This window comes from Rhodococcus sp. NPDC059969, from assembly GCF_042738325.1.
Taxonomy (GTDB): Bacteria; Actinomycetota; Actinomycetes; order Mycobacteriales; family Mycobacteriaceae; genus Rhodococcus_F.
The window spans coordinates 407617-426252 of record NZ_JBHWUF010000004.1 but is presented as its reverse complement, the minus strand read 5'-3'; the positions used below and the strand labels follow the sequence as shown (position 1 = coordinate 426252).

The window sequence follows — 18636 nt, the reverse complement described above, 5'->3', positions numbered from 1 at the left end:
TGTAGCGACCTGTTCTTCGCTCGCGGCGACCCCAGATCGACCCATCTGTCATCTCCCCAGATCAGGGCCGTTGCAATCACCGGTTGAGCCCGCCTGGGTGCGCTGAAAGGTACGTTCGCTCGGGGAGGGGGGTCAGCGATTGGGCAGGCGTACCGTGAAGACGGTGCGCCCGTCCACCTGGTCGACGCCGATGGTGCCGCCGTGCAAGTGCACGTTCTCGACGGCGAGTGAGAGTCCGAGTCCGCTGCCCTCGCTGCGTCCGCGCGCGGTGTCGACCTTGTAGAACCGCCGAAAGATCGCCTGCCGATCCTCCGGTGAGATGCCGGGGCCGTGGTCGACGACGGTGATGACGGAGAAACCGGGTTCGACGCTCAACTCGACGCGAACCGGGGGCGCTCCGTGGCGCAATGCGTTACCGACGAGGTTGGCGACGACGATGTCGATTCGACGCGAATCCACTCTGGCACTGACATTTTCAAGTGCACTGAGTTCGACGGTTTCGATCCAGCCGCGGCTCTCGAGTGTGCGCTCGGTCAATTCGACGAGGTCGACGTCGTCGAGGACGAGGTGCGCTTGCTGAGAGTCGTGGCGAGACATTTCGATGAGGTCTTCGACAAGTCGAGTGAGCTTGCCGATCTCACTGCTCACGATGCGCGCGGCAGCGGCGGCGTCGGGCGGAAGATTGGGGATCTCTTCACGGAGAATTTCGCTGACCGGCACGAGTGCGGCCAGCGGCGTTCGAAGCTCGTGGGAGACGTCGGCGACAAATCTTCGCGACTGCTCTTCCGATTCTTCCAGACCTCGGATGACCGCTTCGTTGCGAGCGACCATGTTGTTGAACGTTGTTGTGACCTGGGCAAGTTCGGCTACTCCGTCTTCGGGGAGTCGGACGCTCAGGTCGCCGTCGGCGGCACGGGCGGCGGCCTCGTCCAGGCGTTTGAGCGGACGGACCAGCGTCGACGCGATCCAGAGTCCGAGCAGACCGCTCACCAGCACACCCGCCGCGAGGGTGAGACCGACTGCTCGAAGTAGGTCGTCGAACTTGTCCTGCACCCCTACCAGCGGCCGGATGGTAACGGCTTTGACCAGTGTCTCGTTGTCGTAGCCGTCGTCTGCGCTCATGTCCACGACATTGACGGACATTCCCAACATGATGCGCTGTGAGTCGAGTCGCTCGAAGCGGATCAGTTTGGGACTGTCCAAACCGTCCTCGAAGCTGGGCGGGATGGTCGCCGCATCCACAGTTCCTTGACGGATGACTTCGCCGTCGGCGATCAGTGTCATGTCGGATTGGAAAATCTGTTCGAGGTTGGCAGGTGTCAACTCGTCTACCGGCACTCCGTTGCTGTACTGCAGTTCGTCGCGAAATTGTGCTGTTGCGACGTCCTGAGCGTTGGAATAGATCCACGACCGCGCCATGAACGAGACGACGCCTGCGGTTGCCCCGGCGATGATCACGACGATTGCGATGAACACGAGCACGAGCCTGGTCCGCAGACCGTCGACCTGAAGCCAGGGCGGTCTCATCGAGCTGAGCTGGTGTTGAAGCGATACCCGAATCCGCGCACCGTTTCGATGACGGTCGGTGCGGCTGGGTCGTCCTCGATCTTTCCGCGCAGTCGCTGCACCGCCGCATCGACGATTCGGGAATCGCCCAGGTACTCCTGGTCCCAGGCTGCGGACAACAACTGCCTGCGGCTGAGGACCTGTCCGGGGTTCTCGGTCAGCGCCAGTATCAGTCGGAGTTCGGTCGGGGTCAGGGTCAGCAGCGTCCCGGCCTTGCGCACCTGCAATGACGACCGATCCAATTCCAGGTCGCCGAACGTCTCTGCACCCGGCGCCACATCTGGACGCGTCGTTGCGGGTGCCGAACGGCGGACGACGGCTTTGATCCGAGCGTCGAGGACACGCGGACTGGCCGGTTTGACGACGTAGTCGTCGGCACCGGCTTCCAGACCGGCAACGGTGTCGATGTCGTCGGATCGAGCGGTCAGAATGATGATCGGGATCGAACTTCGGGTGCGGATACGTCGGCAGATCTCGTAACCGTCGGCTCCCGGCAACCCGAGGTCGAGTAGGACGAGGTCGGTGGCCCCCATGGCGTCGTCGAAGTCGCCGTTACCGTCGGGACGATGGCTGACGTTGTGCCCGAGTCGGTTCAGTCCCAACGTGATTGCCTCGGCCACGGCTGGATCGTCTTCTATGAAAAGAATGCTCACCATGAGCTCACCTTGGACTCGCCATGATCAGGGGCCTTCTGCGGTCGGAGGAATCTGGGTCTGCCAAGGGTACAGGGGTCACACTCGCGAGAGTCGCTCGTTGCCTGAGTCTGCCAGCACCGCATGCCGGGCGACGCTGGTGTTCAACGGAAATGCCGACACAGCAAGGGTGTAGCAGCCGACGAGCAGTAGTGCACCGATCACGTCGCTCGGGCGGTGCCATTGCAGCACGACTACCGAGATCGCGGTTCCGATGGTGATCAGCGCACCGTTGACCGCAACGACCGCCCGCCACCTCGAGGGCGTGACGATCACGATCGCGCAGACCAGAGCAGTGATGGCCGTCAAAGTGCCGCTGGGAAAGGAATTGTGCATCACCAGACCGTTCAGGTCCGGTCGATCCAGCGATTGTTTGAGAACCCAGGCCGTCGTGATGGGACCGAGGGTCACGACGACGACGCGTAAAGCTAGCGCAATCGGGTTGTTGCGCAATGTGATCATGAGCGCCACGAGCACTCCTCCCACTATCAGTATCGGGGTGACGAGGCCGATGAATTCGGCGGAGAACACACTGAGGCGTTCGGAGGTGGCCGCGCCCACCATGAGTTGTTGGTCGACGATCTGACCACCGGTAGTGTTGACCGCCAATTCGAATTCGACGACTCCGAGAATCAAGAGTGCCAGTGCGGCAATCAGTCTCGCTGGTTTGACTCGTGTCATGATCAGCCTTCCGCTCTCTCGTCCGAAGGGTTGCTCAGCTGGGGCGGACATTCCCCGCCGGGAGTGGTTGCCAATTCGAAATGCCACATCTCGTTCGCATAGGTCTGGCAGAGGCCGTAATCGCTGCCGTGCTGTATGAGCCAGTCGTCGGCGTCTGTCGGTCCGATGTCGACGGCCAGCCCGCTGACATGCTTCGACAGACTCGGGGAGTGCACCCACTTGGACGCTTCGTCCACGCTGCCGTACTTGACGACGGCTTCGTCGAACAGTCGCTGTTGGTATGCCGCGGACCGCCATCCCGACGTGACGTGCATGTCCACTCCGGATGCCTGTGCGTCGGCCGCTGCCGACTGCAGCGCCGCGAGCAGTGCGGTATCGAGTCGGGCCAGCGCGGGCACATGAGTGTCCTGCAAGCTGATGCCGTCTTCGATCTCGCCGCCTGAAGGTCCTGAATCAGGCTGAGTGGCAAGGTAGTTACCGCTCTTCGGCTGTGCTTCTTCTGTGTACGAGCACGCGCTGAGCGTGACCGCACCGAGCACGACCGCACCGAGGGCGACGAAGCGGATGATTCCGCGGTGGCTGGGCATGTATCAGAGACTGCTCGGTCAGTGTCACCGGCAGATGGTCACCGTTCGTCGGCGGTGTCACGGTCTGCAACAGCTCTGTAACAGGACGGAACGGGGCTGGTGAGCGTGCGCTATGCGGGGCGCGGGATCGATGCGAAAGTCGAGAGTTCGAACCACGAAGGCAAGCTACGACGCAACGCTGTCGGCCCCGAAATGGTGACATCACCGGACCGTATGGCGTCCGACCAGGTCAGGTTACCGCGCCAGATCTCGGTCATCGGTCGCAAGCCAGCAGAGACCGACACCGCAACGTCGAAACCTGGATCGATATCGCACATGTCCACCTCGCCGGAATTGATGACGAGCCACCAGTTCCGCGAATGTCCACGCACTCCGGAGAACGCGAAGTGCACCACGGTCTTGCCGTCGGGCACCACGGAATGATCCACCCGGCGATGCATGTCCCACAGCAGCAGTTTCGGATCCAGATCTTCGTCGCCGAGCTCGCCGATCCATCTGGTGCCCCAGATGCCGAGAGCTTCGACCACGGGACGCAGTTCACGGCCGGCGTCGGTCAGACGATAGCTGACGACGCAGTCGGTTTCTTCTCGCTCCACTATGCCGGCGACCGCGAGCTGGTGAAGCCGGGTCGAGAGCAGTGTCGGTGACATTCGCGGAAGCCCGCGGCGGAGATCGTTGAAATGCTCGCTTCCCATGATCAGTTCGCGGAGGAGAAGCAGTGTCCACCGCTCGTCGAGTAGCTCCATCGCCTTGGCGACGGGGCAGAACTGGTGGTACGAGGACCCCATCTCTCGATCGTAGGCCTCCGGGGTGCTCCGGTACAGATTTCGTACTGGAGAGGTGCGAACCGTCGTCGTAGCGTCGAAGTAACGGCATCAACTTTGTTGGTTCGGAGTACGAAAAATATTGAAGGAGAACGGTAATGAGTGGATCAACGGGAACTCTCGGGTTGGACCGGGAGCTGAAGGCGAAGCACCGGGCAATGTGGGGTCTCGGTAACTATCCGGCGGTAGCGGCGCAGGTCATCGCGGAACTCGGACCTGTATTGGTACGTGAATGCGGCGTGCAGAAAGGAGATCGGGTGCTCGACGTCGCGGCGGGGTCCGGCAACGCCGCCATTCCGGCGGCTGCGCTGGGTGCGCAGGTGATCGCCACCGACCTGGCTCCCGAACTGTTCGTGGCAGGAAAGGAGGCCGCGACGCTCGCGGGTGTCGAACTCGATTGGCAGGAGGCCGATGCCGAGGCTCTTCCCTTCGGCGACAACGAGTTCGACGTGGTGCTCTCGTGCGTCGGCGTGATGTTTGCCCCGCACCATCAGCGTGCCGCGGACGAACTTCTGCGAGTATGCCGATCCGGCGGAAAGATCGGAGTGCTGAGTTGGACTCCGACGGGATTCATCGGCGAGATGTTCAAAACGATGAAGCCGTATGCGCCGCCGCCGCCCCCCGGCACCCAACCGGCGCCGTTGTGGGGCGACGAGAACCATGTTCGTGATCTGCTCGGTGATGTCGACGCCAGGACAGACGTACTGCGTGTGGAGACATTCAGCGGACCGGAAGATTTCCGTGATTTCTTCAAGAAGAATTACGGGCCGACCATCGCGGTGTACCGGAACATCGGCGACGATCCTGACCGAGCGCAGGCACTGGACCGAGATCTGCTCGAGTTGGCGAAAAAGTACGGCACCGGAAGTGAGCCGTTCGTGATGGAGTGGGAGTACCTGCTTCTCACCGCGACACCCGATAAGGGCGGTGCGTGATGACGACAGTCGAGTTCGCGCCGCTGAAATCGGCGATCACAGGTTCTGTGTTCGGTCCCCGAGATCCGGAGTACGACGACGCCAGATCGATCTGGAACGGGCAGATCGACCATCGGCCTGCGGTGATCGCCCGGTGCCGGTCGGCGTCGGATGTGTCTGTGGCACTTGCATTTGCCAGAGCCCATTCATTGGAGGTTTCGGTCAGAGGTGGCGGGCATTCCTACCGCGGCACATCGGTGTGCGAAGGCGGTGTGATGATCGATCTCAGCGCGATCAACGTGGTAACCGTCGCCCCGTCCGCGAAGCGAGCCAGGGTCGGCGGTGGTGCGACGATTGCCGACCTCGACGCCGCGACGCAGGAACACGGATTGGCAGTGACCGGTGGAGTGATCAGTGATACCGGCGTCGGTGGCCTGACGCTCGGTGGCGGCATGGGGTGGCTGACCCGCACGCTCGGCCTGGCGATCGACAATCTGGTGTCGGCGGAGGTGGTGCTTGCCGACGGTTCGATCGTGCGAGCCTCCGAGGACGATCACAGCGACTTGTTCTGGGCTCTGCGCGGCGGCGGCGGAAACTTCGGAGTGGTCACCGAGTTCGAGTACCGTCTGAGCGAGATCGGTCCGGAAGTGCATCTGGGACTGTTCTTCTGGGGAATGGAGGACGGACCCGCAGCGCTTCGTCTGTGCCGCGAAGTGGTGCCTGCCCTGCCGAGAAATGCGGGAGCGATGGTTGCCGTCAGTTTGTCCGCGCCGCCGGCACCGTTTGTCCCGGATCAGTTTCACCTGCTACCCGGATACGCGTTGCTGGTAGCCGGTTTCGGATCGGAAGAGGAACACTCTAATGCGATTGCGCCGATCCGAGAGGGCGTGCCGACGCTGTTCGAGTTCGTCACCCCGCTCCCGTACACCGGTTTGCAATCGATGCTCGACGACTCGGAACCGTGGGGTGCGTACGCCTATGAGAAGGCTTTGGACCTGGTGGATTTCTCCGACGACGTGATCGATGTTCTGACCGAGCAAGCGGGCAAGAAATCGTCGCCGATGTCCTTCATGCCGATCTTTCCGCTGCAGGGAGCTTTCACTTCCGTCGGCGAGGACGAGACTGCGTTCGGTGGTTCTCGCACACCACATTACGTGTGCAACATGACGGCTACGGCCACCGATGCCGGAACGCTGGAGTTGGACCGATCGTGGGTGCGTGAGACCTGGGAAGCCTTGCGTCCGTTCTCGTCCAATCAAGGCGGGTACGTCAACTTCATGACCGATGTCGACGAGGACCGAGTGCGAGCCTCCTACGGCGCGGCGAAGTATGCGCGATTGTCCGCAGTCAAGGCGAAGTACGACCCGGACAACGTGTTTCACCTCAACGCAAATATTCTGCCCGCGTAAGGCGTCCAAATCAGAGTGCGAACACCAGTCAGACCGTGAATACCAGGATGACGACGATCAGCGCGGCCAAGATGATGACGGCAATCATGCCGGTCATGGCGAGGGGAGCCCAGGCCACTACCTTGTCACGGGTGCTGGCATCGGCGGGCCCGGTCGGTATTCGCGGCGGCCAGGAGAACATGTCCATCGGACTGGGAACGTTCCGCAGTGGCGTGTTCTGTTGCACTGCTGGAAGTCCGGTGATCGTGGATCCGGTCAAGCGATTGCGGCGGTGTGGGTCGGCAAGTTGTGTGGTCCGGTGAGCCCAGGCCGGTACGGCGCCCTCGGACGAGTAGACGGGAGCGTCGATCAGCTGCTCGATCGTGCCACCGCCCGTCGCGGCTGCAGCGAGAGCGTCGCGTGCCTGAGCCATTGTCGGCCGTCGGATGGGGTCCGGCTCGAGGAGTTGAAGGAGAACGTCGGTGAGCGGTCCGGACTTGGTGGGTCGGTAGATCTCGGCCTTGGCAACACGATGCAGTAGGGCGATGGCGTCCGAGTCGATACCGAAGGGCGGTTGACCCTCGATCACCGTGTAGAGCGTCGACCCGAGTGAGAAGACGTCACTGGCCTCGGTGGGGTCGTCGCCGCGGGCAACTTCGGGTGCGAAGTACGCGGGAGTGCCGGTGATGACTTCGTCCTGGGTGTCGGACACGTCGCTCTTTGCACGGGCGATGCCGAAGTCGCTGATCTTGACGGTGCCGAGGGACTTGCCTCGGTCTGCGATCAGGATGTTGCCGGGTTTGATGTCGCGGTGGACGATGCCTGCGGCGTGCGCTTCGGTGAGTGCCGCAGCGATCTGCGCGCCGATCTGCGCGACTTCGAGTGGTGGCAACGTGTCGGCCAGGTTCATGGCCTGGGCGAGGCTGCGAGCCGGGAAGTACTCCATGACCAACCAGGGTTCGCCGGACTCGATCGCGACGTCGTACATGGCGATGGAGTGGGGATGGGTGAGCTTTGCGGCGTTCCTGCCCTCGCGCAATGTGCGTTCGCGGACCTCTTCGGCCGTTTCGGTGTCGAGGCCTTCCGTACTTGTGACCTGTTTCACCGCGACGTCACGGCTGAGGAGGGTGTCGCGGGCCAGCCAGACGGCGCCCATCCCTCCGTCGCCAATCTTGGAGCGGAGTCGGTACCGCCCCGCCAGCAGGTATTCGGGCCCGATGCCCCTCCCGGTCTGCTCCTGAGCTGTCACATCTCAAGGTTAATGGATTGATGCCACTGTGACGCTCGAGGCTCCTGTGAACTGGGTTTTTGGCTCTGCTTGACGTGTCGGGGGTGACACGGTTTACTGAAAACGGTTCGAAAATATGTTCGAAATTGCTGTTCGTTGGATGCATGTCAAACCCGACTTCCCCGCGGTTTGCCGGCTGGTTATGGATTGCGACCAGTGAGTTTTTTCCGGTGTTCCGGAGGATGGGGATGACCGAGGTGACCGAGTTGGTAGAGCTGTCGGCAGATGCGGCGGGGTTGTCCCGTCAGGATCGGCTGGCACAGCTCCGCCGACAGATCGCGTCCATTCCCTCTCGCGGCGATACGTCGTTCTCCGGACCGAGTGTGTCTGTTACCGGTGTGTCCGCAACTGGTGTTTCCGGGACAAGTGCAGCAGCCTTCGAGAGTGTTGCCGACCGGGACATACCGGTCGTGGACCGCGCGCACAAGGCTGGTGTTCTCCCAGTGCCGGAAGGTATCGGGGCATTGCTACCGCAGGGCGGTTTGGTGCGCGGAACCGTGGTGTCCGTCGAGGGCGCGGCGTCCTTGCTTTTGGGATTGGTCGCGTCCGTGACGGCGTCCGGAGGGCATGTTGCAGTCATCGGGCAGCCTCGACTGGGATTGCTGGCGGCGTACGAGATGGGTGCGCAACTGGAACGTCTGGCACTCATTCCGGCGCCTGGGCCGGATCCGGTCGAGATCGCCGCTGTGCTGCTCGACGGTATGGATCTGGTGATTCTGGGGTTGGCGGGTGCATCGGTATCCCCGTCGCGTGCGCGAGCGGTGGTGGCGCGCGCCCGGAGCAAGGGCTCGACTCTTGTTGTCACCGAAGGTCACTGGGACGGAGCCGAAGTTCGGTTGGACGCTCGGGTCCATGGTTACGGTGGGTTCGGTCAGGGCCGGGAGTTGGGGCGTGGTCGGCTCAGTTCCCTGAGCCTCGCGGTTCGTGCACGGGGGCGCTCGTTCCAGCCCCGGACCACGCGCCTGGACATCTGCAGTGCAGCCGGCCGGGTCGAGTGGGTGCCTTCCCAGCCGGTGGAGACTGTGTCGTCCCAGGTGATGACGGAGCAGGTGGTGTCACTGTGAGCAGAGTTCTGGCGTTGTGGTGCCCGGACTGGCCGGCGGTGGCAGCGGCAGCACTTGCCGATCTTCCGGCAACACATCCCGTCGCGGTCACCTCGGGTAATCGGGTGATCGCATGTTCGGCGACGGCCCGCGCGGAGGGAGTTCGCCGAGGCTTGCGTCGACGCGAGTCGCAGGCCCGCTGCCCGGAACTGTATGTGGCGACGGCAGATCCGGAACGCGACGCCAGATTGTTCGAGCCGGTCGCCGCGGCCATCGATGCGGTGGCACCGGGCGTCGAGGTACTCCGTCCCGGTTTGCTGGTGCTCAGTGCGCGAGGTGTCAGTCGGTACTTCGGTTCGGAGGAAGCCGCGGCGGAACGATTGGTGGATCAGGCATCTGCTGCGGGCGTCGAGAGTCAGGTGGGTGTGGCGGATCAGCTGTCCACGGCGGTCATTGCCGCACGCCGGGCAGCGCTGGTGCCGCCGGGGGAGGGGGCACGGTTTCTGGCGCCCCTACCCATGCCGGAGTTGGCGGCCGAGCCCAGCCTCTCTGCGCCGCATCGCGGAGAGTTGGTCGATCTGCTGCGCAGACTCGGGATCAGGACCATCGGTGCTTTCGCAGATCTACCGGCAGTGGACGTCGCTTCGCGTTTCGGTGCCGATGCGGTGCTCGCGCATCGTGCCGCGCGTGGTGAACCCGAGCGGCCACCGTCGGCGCGGACGCTTCCGCCGGACCTGGAAGTGGAGCAGCATTACGATCCGTCGATCGAGCGGGTAGATGCCGCAGCGTTTGCCGGGCGTGCCTTGGCAAGTCTGCTGCACGACAAGTTGTCCGCCGCCGCGGTCGCGTGTACGCGTCTGTCGATTTCGGCCAGCACGGGCAACGGTGAAAATCTTTCTCGGACTTGGCGTTGCGCCGAACCTCTGACGCCAGAGGGAACGGCCGATCGAGTGCGTTGGCAACTGGACGGCTGGCTCACCGGGCGCAGTGAGACCCGGCCGACTGCAGGCATAGCGGTGTTGCGTCTGGAACCGGTGGAGGTGGTCAGTGCCGGTGCCTTGCAGTTGGGACTGTGGGGCGGGGTCGGCGACGAGGAGGAGCGGGCCAGGCGAGCATTGGTGCGCGTGCAAGGTCTTCTGGGCGGCGAATCGGTTCAGGTCGGTGTCCTGAGCGGTGGTCGAGGACCCTCGGAGCGAATTACCCTGTTGCCCGTGGGAGACGAGCGGGTAGCTGCCCATGATCCGACAGCCCCGTGGCCTGGTCGTCTGCCGCAGCCCTCTCCGGGGTCGATCTTCGTAGACAACCCCAAGGTATGGCTGGGGGATATGGCCGGCAATGCCGTGTACGTCACCGAGCGCGGAGTCTTCAGTTCGCAGCCGGGAAGGCTGAAGTGGGGGAGCAAGGAATGGGCAGTGCAGGGATGGGCCGGGCCATGGCCGGTAGACGAGCGATGGTGGGACGCTGCCTCGGCGCGCACGGCGGCGCGGGCTCAGGTTCTGCTGGAGGAATCGCGGGCGCTGCTGATGATCTGTGAAGGCGGTGGATGGTCGGTGGAGGGTGTGTACGAATGAGTTCACAGGTACAGCCAGCTGTACCGGACATGGTCGAGTCGGCTGTACGAACAGTAGGGGCGCTGGCGCCATCGTACTGACGCCGTCGGGCACCTAGCGTTGATGACATTCAAAAACTCACTGTTGCAATGATTCTCGTCGTTGCAACTCTTCGCGAGGAGTGTCATGAAAACGGCGGGCCGATCTGACGTTTCCGGAACCGATCGACTTCACTACCGGCCGACGGAGCTACGCGACGCACAACTTCTTGCGTACGACGAAGCCGGCGAAGGCCGAATCGTGGAGGTATTCGGGGACGTCGCCACAGCTGAGCACATCGTGATCTTCGTGCCAGGCAATGACAACGGCCTGGGAAACTACTTCGACGAGAACCGTCCGACAGGACCACGAGCGAGCGGATGGACACTGGGAAGGATGCTCCGAACGCTCGGGCCGAACGACCGCGTCGCGGTGATCGTGTGGGTCGGTTATCGGACGCCGTGGGGATTTCTCGAGTCGTTCTCGCGGACTCTTGCAGAGCGCGGTGCGATCGATCTGGCGCGGTTGACTCGTATCCTGCCGCGTTCGGCGCATGTCACGCTCGTCGGGCACAGCTACGGGGCGGTGGTGTGCGGACTCGCCCTCCCGTCGGCGCGCGCGGACGATTGTGTGGTGATCGGCAGCCCGGGAATGGGGACCAGTTCGCGTGAGGACCTGTGCTTTGGCGGAAATCTCTGGGCTGCTCTGGGGCCGTCGGACTGGATCCGGTACTTCCCGCGCGTGAAGATCGGTCGTCTCGGGCACGGCCCGTCTCCAGTCCGAGCGCAGCACGGAGCCATAGTTTTCGACACCGGCGCCATTCGAGGGCATTGCGGATACTTCGCCGATGCAAGCGAGTCGCTGCGCAACATCGCGAGGATCGGGTTGGCTCGCTACGACGAGGTCACGAGACCAGGGGAGTTGCCGCCTCAGCTGACCGCGTCAGCAATCCGCGAGGACAGGTCTATCCTGGGAACTCGTGAGTGTCGCTAACGTACGAAGTGCCGGCGGGGTCCAGATCAGCTACCGCGATTCCGGCTCGCATCCCAGTGTGGCAGATCTGCCTCCGGTAGTTCTCGTGCACGGCATGGGCGGCGACAGCGGTACCTGGGACAAGTTCGCGCGGACCTTGCGTTCGCGCAACCGACGAGTTGTCTCGGTCGATCTTCGCGGCCACGGCCGGAGCGCTCGGGCGTCGTCGTACCTGTTCGACGAGTTCGCGGACGACGTCATGGACGTGTGTGATCATCTCGAACTCGATCAGGTGGATCTGGTCGGCCATTCGCTCGGCGGGCACGCGGCGTCGTTGATCGCTCAGAAACGTCCCACCGTGGTGCGGAAGTTGGTCATCGAGGAAGCGCCGTTACCACTCCGCGCAGGTGATCCGGAACAGGTGTTCGCGAGGAAATTGCCGAGTGTGCCAGAACTGTGGCACGCCACAACAAGTTTGGTGCGACATCCGCGAGCCGCGCTGACGTTCGATCGCTCGATGACGCGGTCCGCGCTCGAGCAGTTCCGCCGGCCGGATCCGCAGTGGTGGGATCGCTTGCCACTCATCGAGGCCGACATGTTGTTCCTGCGTGGAGGTCTGGGTGGGATGGTGGACCCCGTTCGCCTCGACGCTGTTGCAGCCACCGTCGCGCGCTGCGAATTGGTCTCCTTCCGCACCGGCCACAGTGTCCACCGCGACGGTCACCGCCAATTCGAATCCGTTGTGTTGCCGTTCATTTCCTGAAAGCGGAATATCAGATCAGTTCCGGGAAGAACCCATCCACAACGCGTGCGGCACCGAATGTACTTCCATGCACACCAACGGCAACGACTGGTCCGCACACGAATACGTCGACGCGGTAGCACGATCCGTTCACGGTGAGACAGTTCGATGGCCGCAGGGTCCGAGCACGGATGCGGTGATCGTTCTCCCCGTTCATGCCCGAAACCATCCGGGGAAGAACGCAGTTCTGCTCTGGAATCACGACTTCGGTTGGTCGTGGGGCGTCGAGGAGGCTGATGTGCGAAGAACGATTTCGATAGTCGACACTCTCGGCATCGGCCGGACACCGGATCCGCTGCGCTGTGCGGATCGGGTAATCGAGCTGATCAGTCAGGCGGTTTGCTCGAGCATGTGTAGCGAAGAGTGATTCGGTCAACTCTGGGGCGACAACGCCTCCGAGAGGACGACGCACGTGAACCCAGAGAACGTTCCAGCCTCGCATTGTCATTCATTGCCGCGCCGGACGTTCCTCGGTGGCGTCGGTGCTCTTGTCCTCGCCGGAGTGGCAGACGTCGCAACCGGCGCGGTGAGCGCGGCGCCGGCACAAGCAGCGCCCGCCGATCGGTTTCCACAGAAACCCAACATCGTTGTCATCATCACCGATCAGGAGCGCCGGCCGATGTACTGGCCGCAAGGTTGGGCTGATCAGAATCTGCCCAACCGCAAGAGGATTGCCGATCACGGGCTGACGTTCGACCAGGCGGTGTGCAATACCGCGATGTGCTCGCCGAGTCGCAGTACGTTCTTCACCGGCCTCTACCCCGCGCAGCACGGGGTCACGAGAACGCTCACCGAAGGCGGCACTGTTTCACCCACCGAGCCACAGTTGCAGGTCTCCGAACAGAACATGGCAAAGCTGCTGGCGTCGGCCGGCTACAACGTCCAGTACCGGGGGAAATGGCATCTGAGCAAAGGCGTCGACGGCGGTGATCCGACCAGCGAGGACGTGGCGGGATTCGGCTTCGAAGGGTGGATTCCGCCGGACGCGGGCCAGGACACCAATCCGGATCATTTCGGCGGCGGGTGCGCAGACCATGATCGCCGTGTTGCCGAGGAGGCAGTCGATTTTCTCTCCGGACCAGCAGTCACGTCCGGACAGCCCTGGGCGCTGATTGTCTCGTTCGTGAACCCGCACGATGTCCTCGCGTACCCCCAGACCTGGAATGCGATGAACGGAACGTGCGACAACTACGGATCGGACGCACCAGGCGCCTTCGAGCAAGGAATCGACCTGCCGCCCACCTTCGACGAGATCCTGGCGCTCAATCACAAACCGACAGCACAGGTTCAGTCGGAATTGCTGCTCGCAGCCGGGCTCGGGCCGCTGCTCGGACCCGATCAGGCCCGCAACTACATCAACTTCTACGCCTACATGCACAAGGTTGTGGATGAACACATCGGCAGCGTGCTCGACGCGATCGAGGCCACTCCACAGATGCTCGACGACACGGTGATCGTTCGCATGTCCGACCACGGGGAGATGGGGATGAGCCACGGAGGTTTGCGGCAGAAGGTGTTCAACGCCTACGAGGAAACGCTGCGCGTTCCATTGGTCATCAGCAACCCCTTGCTGTTTCCCGAGCCCGTTCGCACCGACGCCCTGGCGTCGTTGATCGACGTGATGCCCACTCTCGCCACTCTCGCCCAAGCGCCTGCGCGTGAATCGTGGAACTTCTTGGGCACCGATCTGACACCGGTCGTCGTCGACGCTGCCGCCTATCCGCAAAGTCCCAGCGCACAGGTCCAGGACACGATTCTGTTCACCTACGACGATCAGAACTGCGCAACGCCCGACGGTCAGAACATCGTCACGCAGCCTAATCACATCCGGTGCATACGTGAGAGTCGATGGAAGTACACGATGTACTTCGATCCCGCGGGAGTTGCTGCGCCGCAATACGAACTCTACGACCTACAAGCCGACCCCTTGGAACTGAACAATCTAGCCAATCCGCTCAATATCGGCTCGTATCGGCCAGATCTGGCGGCTCAGATGAACGCCAAGCTCTTCGCAGTGATGGAGACCAAGGGCGTTTCTCTGAAGGAATAGATCGAATTTCGCCAAAACTGATTCACGTTTCAGTTCTGCGGGCATGCTGGTGGGGCATCTGTCTTCGGTTCGGGAAGAAGGAATGTCATGACTGTCACCTCGCCGGGGCGAGAAGGTTTCAGTACTCTTCGGTCGGGAGGGTTGAACTGGGATTCGTTCCCACTCCGATTGTTCACCAAGGGAAATGCAAAATTCTGGAACCCAACCGACCTCGATTTTTCCCAGGACGCTCGTGACTGGCAGGAGCTGACCAGCGAGCAGCAGCGCAGCGCCACCTTCCTGTGCGCGCAGTTCATTGCCGGTGAAGAAGCCGTCACCGAAGACATTCAACCGTTCATGAAAGCGATGTCGACCGAGGGCAGGTTCGGCGACGAGATGTACTTGACGCAGTTCTGTTTCGAGGAAGCCAAGCACACCCAGGTATTTCGGCTGTGGATGGACGAAGTGGGATTGACCAGTGACCTGCATTCCTACGTCGCTGACAATCCGTACTACCGGCAACTGTTCTACGAGGAGTTGCCGTCGTCGCTACGCATTCTCGAGACGGATCCCAGCCCGGTCAACCAGGTGCGTGCCAGCGTCACGTACAACCACGTCATCGAGGGCAGTCTGGCGTTGACGGGCTACTACGCCTGGCAGAAAGTCTGTGCGACGCGCGGAATCCTGCCTGGCATGCAGCAATTGGTGCAGAAGATCGGTGACGACGAACGACGGCACATGGCTTGGGGGACGTTCACCTGCCGAAGGCACGTCGCCGCCGACGATCACAACTGGGACGTCGTCCAGCAGCGGATGGGTGAACTCATGCCCATGGCGCTCGGAATGATCAACTGGGTCAACGATCAATTCGAGGTGCAGCCGTTCGGTTTGGACAATCAGGAGTTCCTCGAGTATGCCGCAGACCGTGCGCAGCGCCGACTTTCGGCGATCGAGTCTGCGCGCGGGCGCGACGTCGCCGAGATCGACCTCGACTATTCGCCGGAAACTCTCGAGGAAAAGTTCGGGGCGGAAGATGCCGCTGCGATGAGTGAGGCGGCCGGCTGAAGTCGAGTTCTATTGGGGCCAAGCCGAGTTCTGGATGACCTCGACAAAATCGATGTGCCGAAATCCAGGTACAAAATGTTCGAGCACGTCGCCGTTGACCGTTCCGAACGTGCTCTCGGGGCGGTGCTTGAAACCTTCGGTGAAGGCCTTCAAGATCTGATTCTTGAAATCCGGGCGGGGGTGGGCCGCGGTGACGGCGTCGATGTCGGCCTGGTCGAGTTCGCTGTATCCGATTCCGAGTACGTCGGTCTCCACACCCGCTGTCACCAAGGCGATTTCGGGTTCCAATCGGGATGGAACTTCGGGCGTCGTATGCAGAGCGATGCCTTCCCACACTGTGCGGATGTCGGCTTCGTCGACTCCGTAGCCGGTGAGGAATCGCCGTGCTTCGTCCGCGCTGTCCAATTCGAATCGTGCCGTACTGTCTCGGAACTTCTCGGTGAGCCCCAGATCGTGGAACATGGCGCCGACGTAGAGCAATTCGGGGTCGGCGTGCAGTCCCAAACGCGCGCCTTGCAGCGATCCGAAGAGGAAGACGCGTCGCGAGTGGTGAAACAGTAACTCGGACGCCGTATCTCGGACGAGTTCGGTGGCGTTGGCAGCCATCTTCGAATCGGGGATTTTCACACCGGCAATGATCGTGTTCATCGGTACCTGCTCTGCTTGTCGCTGCTGCGAATTTCTCGGTCTATCCCAGTGTCGGTCGAGCACGCACGCGGGCGCACCCTGATCTCGGCCATACTGTCCACAGATCAGGACGAAGGGGAGTGATCGTGACCGCAGTGCATCGAGTTGCCGTCCTGGTGTTCGACGGCGTCAAACTGCTCGACGTCGCAGGTCCGAGTGAGGTGTTCGCAGAGGCCAATCGCGGCGGAGCGAACTACGAGTTGGTGATCTGCTCGGTGGGTGGACACGATGTCGACTCGTCGACCGGCATGCGCATTCCGGTCGACTGTGACGTCGCAGATTCCGGTTCCTTCGACACGTTGCTTGTCATGGGTGGCGACGTGTTCCCGTCCACGCCGGTGAGCCCGGAACTACGCGAGGCGGCACGTGAGCTGGCAGGGCGTTCGGGGCGGGTTGCCTCGATCTGTACCGGGACTTTCATCCTGGCTGCGAGCGGACTGCTCGACGGACGCCGCGCAACGACGCATTGGCAACACACGGCAACGCTGGCGCGCGCCTATCCGCAGATCACGGTAGTTCCCGACGCCATCTTCATCGAGGACGGCACGGTGTTCTCGTCTGCGGGTGTGACCGCCGGGATCGACCTCGCGCTCGCATTGCTCGAGCGAGATCATGGTGCAGAAATGGCCCGACGCGTCGCGCAACTTCTGGTGGTATTCCTCCAGCGTCCAGGTGGGCAGTCACAGTTCTCGCCGTCGTTGAGCGGGCCGCGACCCCGGGTGCCCGCGCTTCGCGCAGTAGTCGATGCGGTGGCGGCCGATCCGGCGGGGGAGTACTCGGTCGACGAACTGGCTGCCCTGGCGCATCTGAGCCCACGGCATTTGACGAGGCTCTTTCGCGAGGAACTCGGTACGACGCCGGCCAAATACGTCGAGTTGATCCGTTTCGATTCCGCGAAAGCGCTCCTCGATGCCGGCCACTCGGTGACCGAAGCCGCACAGTTGGCGGGATTCGGCAGTTCGGAATCCCTACGCCGAGCATTTTCGACGCATCTCGGAATCTCGCCGCAGGTGTACCGTCGTCGTTTTCAAGCTTTCGGCTGAGACTGACTTTCGTGCTTGCCTTGCGGCGGGCTCATGCCCTGCCTGTCGAGCCAGGCAAGGCTGTAATCCGCGATCTCACGCCAGCCGTGGTCGATGGTCAGAGAATGCCCCCGATCGCCGAAGACCTTGTATTCGTTGACCGTTGGAGCCTTGGCATACTTCTTGAACGAGCTGTCCGAACTGGCTTTCGGTACTGTGCGATCCTTCCCGCCGCCGATCATCAGAAGGGGTCCACGTTGCGCGTTGAAATCCACTGCAGCGGGGCTGTGAGGCGCGAAGTTGGCGAGTGCTGCCTCGAACAACGGCCGACCAGGGGCGGGAATCGCATACTGCTCGAACAAGGCGTCGGACTCGTCCTTGGACACGGCGCTGGCAAAGGACTTGTGAAACGACTCTCTGTTGTGTGAGTACGCCTTCCGGTAATTCCCGGGGTTGGACAGGACCGGGAAGACGCTGCCCAGTTGGACGAGGGGAAGTTTCAACACCCCTTTGGGCTGAGCCGGGTCGATGGCAATTGCCGCGGTCGCCAACTTCTGGCCCAGCAGTTTCTGCGCGATCAAACCTCCGAACGAATGCCCCACCACGATCGGTGGTTCGTCGAGATCGGCGATCACCTTGGCGTAGTGATCGGTCACGTCGTCGATGCCGTGTCCCGCGATGTCTTCCGGGTGTTCGCGCGTCTCACCCACCGTCGACGCGTCCCCTGGCCACCCCGGCGCCATCGTGGGGTACCCCTGCGCGTTGAAAACCTGTGCCCAGGAATCCCAGGTGGTCGGGTGCATCCAGAGTCCGTGGATGAACAGAACTGTCGGGTTGGACTTGGGCGACATGCGCGCTCCCCGCTATCGGACCGATGATCGATACGGGATGCCCGCTTTTTGCAACCTCATGCACATTTTCGGCGAGCTTTTCCGTCGGACCGTTCCGTTCTGTTGTGCGAAGATGGCACGATCGTGGAATGGCACCAACTGGATCTGCAAAGGCGATGGCACTGTGGACCACCGCTTTTGTTGTCTCACAAGCGAATATTGCTCGCCTACTCGGGCCGGTGGCTCCCAAAGTATTGGAAGTGCAGACGGCGTTCTCCGCTCGCCGGTACGTCGAGATCTTGGACTCCATGGACGCGGCGGCCACGGCGCGATTTCGTAGTCACTACTACCCCGACTTCGTACATCCCGCGATCTACGCGATGGCTTTGCGGTCAGCAAGCAAGCGGCTCGGGGAGCGGGTTCCCCTTTCCTCCGCAACTCGGCGCGTCCTTGCCGTCGCGCCGGTACTGTCGGCGGCCGGCGACTACGTCGAGAACGTGGCCGGACTGCATTTCCTCGATCATCGCGACAGCATCACCGACTCGAGGGTTCGCGCCGCTTCGACTGTCAGTATTGCCAAATGGGTGCTCGCGCTCGGAACTTTCGGATATTTGTCGCAGGGTTTTGTCAGAGTATGGGTATCGCGAAAATGAGGAG

At 62.4% G+C, this 18636-nt stretch carries 19 protein-coding genes; 11 read left to right on the top strand and 8 right to left on the bottom strand.

Going from position 1 to position 18636, the window contains the following annotated elements; all coding sequences use genetic code 11:
- Positions 1 to 132 precede the first annotated feature (132 nt).
- The 5 genes from ACFWAD_RS15780 to ACFWAD_RS15760 all read right to left on the bottom strand — a co-directional run bounded on the left by ACFWAD_RS15780 (position 133) and on the right by ACFWAD_RS15760 (position 4314).
- Positions 133 to 1527 (bottom strand): sensor histidine kinase, encoded by a 1395-nt coding sequence (locus tag ACFWAD_RS15780; RefSeq protein WP_378545330.1) that lies wholly within the window; start codon positions 1525 to 1527, stop codon positions 133 to 135.
- Positions 1524 to 2222 carry a response regulator transcription factor gene (locus tag ACFWAD_RS15775; RefSeq protein WP_378545327.1) on the bottom strand — a complete coding sequence of 233 codons (699 nt, stop codon included), beginning with the start codon at positions 2220 to 2222 and terminating at the stop codon, positions 1524 to 1526. The genes ACFWAD_RS15780 and ACFWAD_RS15775 overlap by 4 nt, the downstream gene beginning before the upstream one ends.
- A 75-nt stretch (positions 2223 to 2297) precedes the next feature.
- A complete protein-coding gene (locus ACFWAD_RS15770; protein WP_378545324.1) occupies positions 2298 to 2939 on the bottom strand; it encodes a phosphatase PAP2 family protein in 642 nt (213 codons plus the stop codon).
- Between the two features lie 2 nt (positions 2940 to 2941).
- Positions 2942 to 3526, bottom strand: a complete 585-nt coding sequence (locus ACFWAD_RS15765; RefSeq protein WP_378545321.1) for a M15 family metallopeptidase — start codon at positions 3524 to 3526, stop codon at positions 2942 to 2944.
- Positions 3527 to 3636: 110 nt separating this feature from the next.
- Entirely contained in the window at positions 3637 to 4314 is a 678-nt protein-coding gene (locus ACFWAD_RS15760) for a helix-turn-helix domain-containing protein (RefSeq protein ID WP_283303251.1), read from the bottom strand.
- Positions 4315 to 4448: 134 nt separating this feature from the next.
- Here ACFWAD_RS15760 and ACFWAD_RS15755 point away from each other — a divergent pair, with 134 nt between their 5' ends.
- Complete coding sequence (locus ACFWAD_RS15755) at positions 4449 to 5285, top strand: class I SAM-dependent methyltransferase (protein ID WP_378545318.1); 837 nt, start codon at positions 4449 to 4451, stop codon at positions 5283 to 5285.
- Positions 5285 to 6673 (top strand): FAD-binding oxidoreductase, encoded by a 1389-nt coding sequence (locus ACFWAD_RS15750; RefSeq protein ID WP_378545315.1) that lies wholly within the window; start codon positions 5285 to 5287, stop codon positions 6671 to 6673. Before ACFWAD_RS15755 ends, ACFWAD_RS15750 begins: the two co-directional genes overlap by 1 nt.
- A 28-nt stretch (positions 6674 to 6701) precedes the next feature.
- Here ACFWAD_RS15750 and ACFWAD_RS15745 read toward each other — a convergent pair whose 3' ends face one another.
- A complete protein-coding gene (locus ACFWAD_RS15745) occupies positions 6702 to 7901 on the bottom strand; it encodes a serine/threonine-protein kinase (RefSeq protein WP_378534382.1) in 1200 nt (399 codons plus the stop codon).
- Positions 7902 to 8128: 227 nt separating this feature from the next.
- Here ACFWAD_RS15745 and ACFWAD_RS15740 point away from each other — a divergent pair, with 227 nt between their 5' ends.
- The 7 genes from ACFWAD_RS15740 to ACFWAD_RS15710 all read left to right on the top strand — a co-directional run bounded on the left by ACFWAD_RS15740 (position 8129) and on the right by ACFWAD_RS15710 (position 15440).
- The gene (locus ACFWAD_RS15740) at positions 8129 to 9004 is read left to right on the top strand and encodes a hypothetical protein (protein WP_378545299.1); all 876 of its coding nucleotides are present in this window, start codon (positions 8129 to 8131) and stop codon (positions 9002 to 9004) included.
- Positions 9001 to 10554, top strand: coding sequence for a DNA polymerase Y family protein (locus tag ACFWAD_RS15735; protein WP_378545297.1), 1554 nt, complete (start codon positions 9001 to 9003; stop codon positions 10552 to 10554). Before ACFWAD_RS15740 ends, ACFWAD_RS15735 begins: the two co-directional genes overlap by 4 nt.
- A gap of 165 nt (positions 10555 to 10719) precedes the next feature.
- The gene (locus ACFWAD_RS15730) at positions 10720 to 11565 is read left to right on the top strand and encodes an alpha/beta hydrolase (protein ID WP_378545295.1); all 846 of its coding nucleotides are present in this window, start codon (positions 10720 to 10722) and stop codon (positions 11563 to 11565) included.
- Positions 11552 to 12307 carry an alpha/beta fold hydrolase gene (locus tag ACFWAD_RS15725; protein ID WP_378447771.1) on the top strand — a complete coding sequence of 252 codons (756 nt, stop codon included), beginning with the start codon at positions 11552 to 11554 and terminating at the stop codon, positions 12305 to 12307. Before ACFWAD_RS15730 ends, ACFWAD_RS15725 begins: the two co-directional genes overlap by 14 nt.
- A gap of 67 nt (positions 12308 to 12374) precedes the next feature.
- Positions 12375 to 12713: a DUF6292 family protein gene (locus ACFWAD_RS15720; RefSeq protein ID WP_064443375.1), complete on the top strand. Its 339-nt coding sequence runs from the start codon at positions 12375 to 12377 to the stop codon at positions 12711 to 12713.
- Between the two features lie 45 nt (positions 12714 to 12758).
- The gene (locus tag ACFWAD_RS15715) at positions 12759 to 14396 is read left to right on the top strand and encodes a sulfatase-like hydrolase/transferase (RefSeq protein ID WP_378447770.1); all 1638 of its coding nucleotides are present in this window, start codon (positions 12759 to 12761) and stop codon (positions 14394 to 14396) included.
- Between the two features lie 87 nt (positions 14397 to 14483).
- Complete coding sequence (locus tag ACFWAD_RS15710; protein WP_378545292.1) at positions 14484 to 15440, top strand: R2-like ligand-binding oxidase; 957 nt, start codon at positions 14484 to 14486, stop codon at positions 15438 to 15440.
- Between the two features lie 9 nt (positions 15441 to 15449).
- On the opposite strand, the gene ACFWAD_RS15705 is transcribed toward ACFWAD_RS15710, so the two are convergent.
- Complete coding sequence (locus tag ACFWAD_RS15705; protein ID WP_378545289.1) at positions 15450 to 16088, bottom strand: HD domain-containing protein; 639 nt, start codon at positions 16086 to 16088, stop codon at positions 15450 to 15452.
- Positions 16089 to 16213: 125 nt separating this feature from the next.
- Between ACFWAD_RS15705 and ACFWAD_RS15700 the strand changes: the two genes are divergently transcribed.
- A complete protein-coding gene (locus ACFWAD_RS15700) occupies positions 16214 to 17170 on the top strand; it encodes a GlxA family transcriptional regulator (protein WP_378545286.1) in 957 nt (318 codons plus the stop codon).
- On the opposite strand, the gene ACFWAD_RS15695 is transcribed toward ACFWAD_RS15700, so the two are convergent.
- Positions 17155 to 18000, bottom strand: a complete 846-nt coding sequence (locus ACFWAD_RS15695) for an alpha/beta hydrolase (RefSeq protein WP_378545283.1) — start codon at positions 17998 to 18000, stop codon at positions 17155 to 17157. The two genes, ACFWAD_RS15700 and ACFWAD_RS15695, sit on opposite strands and share 16 nt — an antisense overlap.
- A 128-nt stretch (positions 18001 to 18128) precedes the next feature.
- Between ACFWAD_RS15695 and ACFWAD_RS15690 the strand changes: the two genes are divergently transcribed.
- Entirely contained in the window at positions 18129 to 18632 is a 504-nt protein-coding gene (locus ACFWAD_RS15690; protein WP_378545280.1) for a hypothetical protein, read from the top strand.
- Positions 18633 to 18636 lie beyond the last annotated feature (4 nt).

Bases quoted from the DNA above. Each gene is read 5' to 3' on its own strand.
- ACFWAD_RS15720 (WP_064443375.1), top strand. From the start codon at position 12,375: ATGCACACCAACGGCAACGACTGGTCCGCACACGAATACGTCGACGCG.
- ACFWAD_RS15775 (WP_378545327.1), bottom strand. From the start codon at position 2,222: ATGGTGAGCATTCTTTTCATAGAAGACGATCCAGCCGTGGCCGAGGCA.
- ACFWAD_RS15750 (WP_378545315.1), top strand. From the start codon at position 5,285: ATGACGACAGTCGAGTTCGCGCCGCTGAAATCGGCGATCACAGGTTCT.
- ACFWAD_RS15740 (WP_378545299.1), top strand. From the start codon at position 8,129: ATGACCGAGGTGACCGAGTTGGTAGAGCTGTCGGCAGATGCGGCGGGG.
- ACFWAD_RS15730 (WP_378545295.1), top strand. From the start codon at position 10,720: ATGAAAACGGCGGGCCGATCTGACGTTTCCGGAACCGATCGACTTCAC.
- ACFWAD_RS15760 (WP_283303251.1), bottom strand. From the start codon at position 4,314: ATGGGGTCCTCGTACCACCAGTTCTGCCCCGTCGCCAAGGCGATGGAG.
- ACFWAD_RS15765 (WP_378545321.1), bottom strand. From the start codon at position 3,526: ATGCCCAGCCACCGCGGAATCATCCGCTTCGTCGCCCTCGGTGCGGTC.
- ACFWAD_RS15780 (WP_378545330.1), bottom strand. From the start codon at position 1,527: ATGAGACCGCCCTGGCTTCAGGTCGACGGTCTGCGGACCAGGCTCGTG.
- ACFWAD_RS15710 (WP_378545292.1), top strand. From the start codon at position 14,484: ATGACTGTCACCTCGCCGGGGCGAGAAGGTTTCAGTACTCTTCGGTCG.
- ACFWAD_RS15770 (WP_378545324.1), bottom strand. From the start codon at position 2,939: ATGACACGAGTCAAACCAGCGAGACTGATTGCCGCACTGGCACTCTTG.
- ACFWAD_RS15695 (WP_378545283.1), bottom strand. From the start codon at position 18,000: ATGTCGCCCAAGTCCAACCCGACAGTTCTGTTCATCCACGGACTCTGG.
- ACFWAD_RS15705 (WP_378545289.1), bottom strand. From the start codon at position 16,088: ATGAACACGATCATTGCCGGTGTGAAAATCCCCGATTCGAAGATGGCT.
- ACFWAD_RS15755 (WP_378545318.1), top strand. From the start codon at position 4,449: ATGAGTGGATCAACGGGAACTCTCGGGTTGGACCGGGAGCTGAAGGCG.
- ACFWAD_RS15690 (WP_378545280.1), top strand. From the start codon at position 18,129: ATGGCACCAACTGGATCTGCAAAGGCGATGGCACTGTGGACCACCGCT.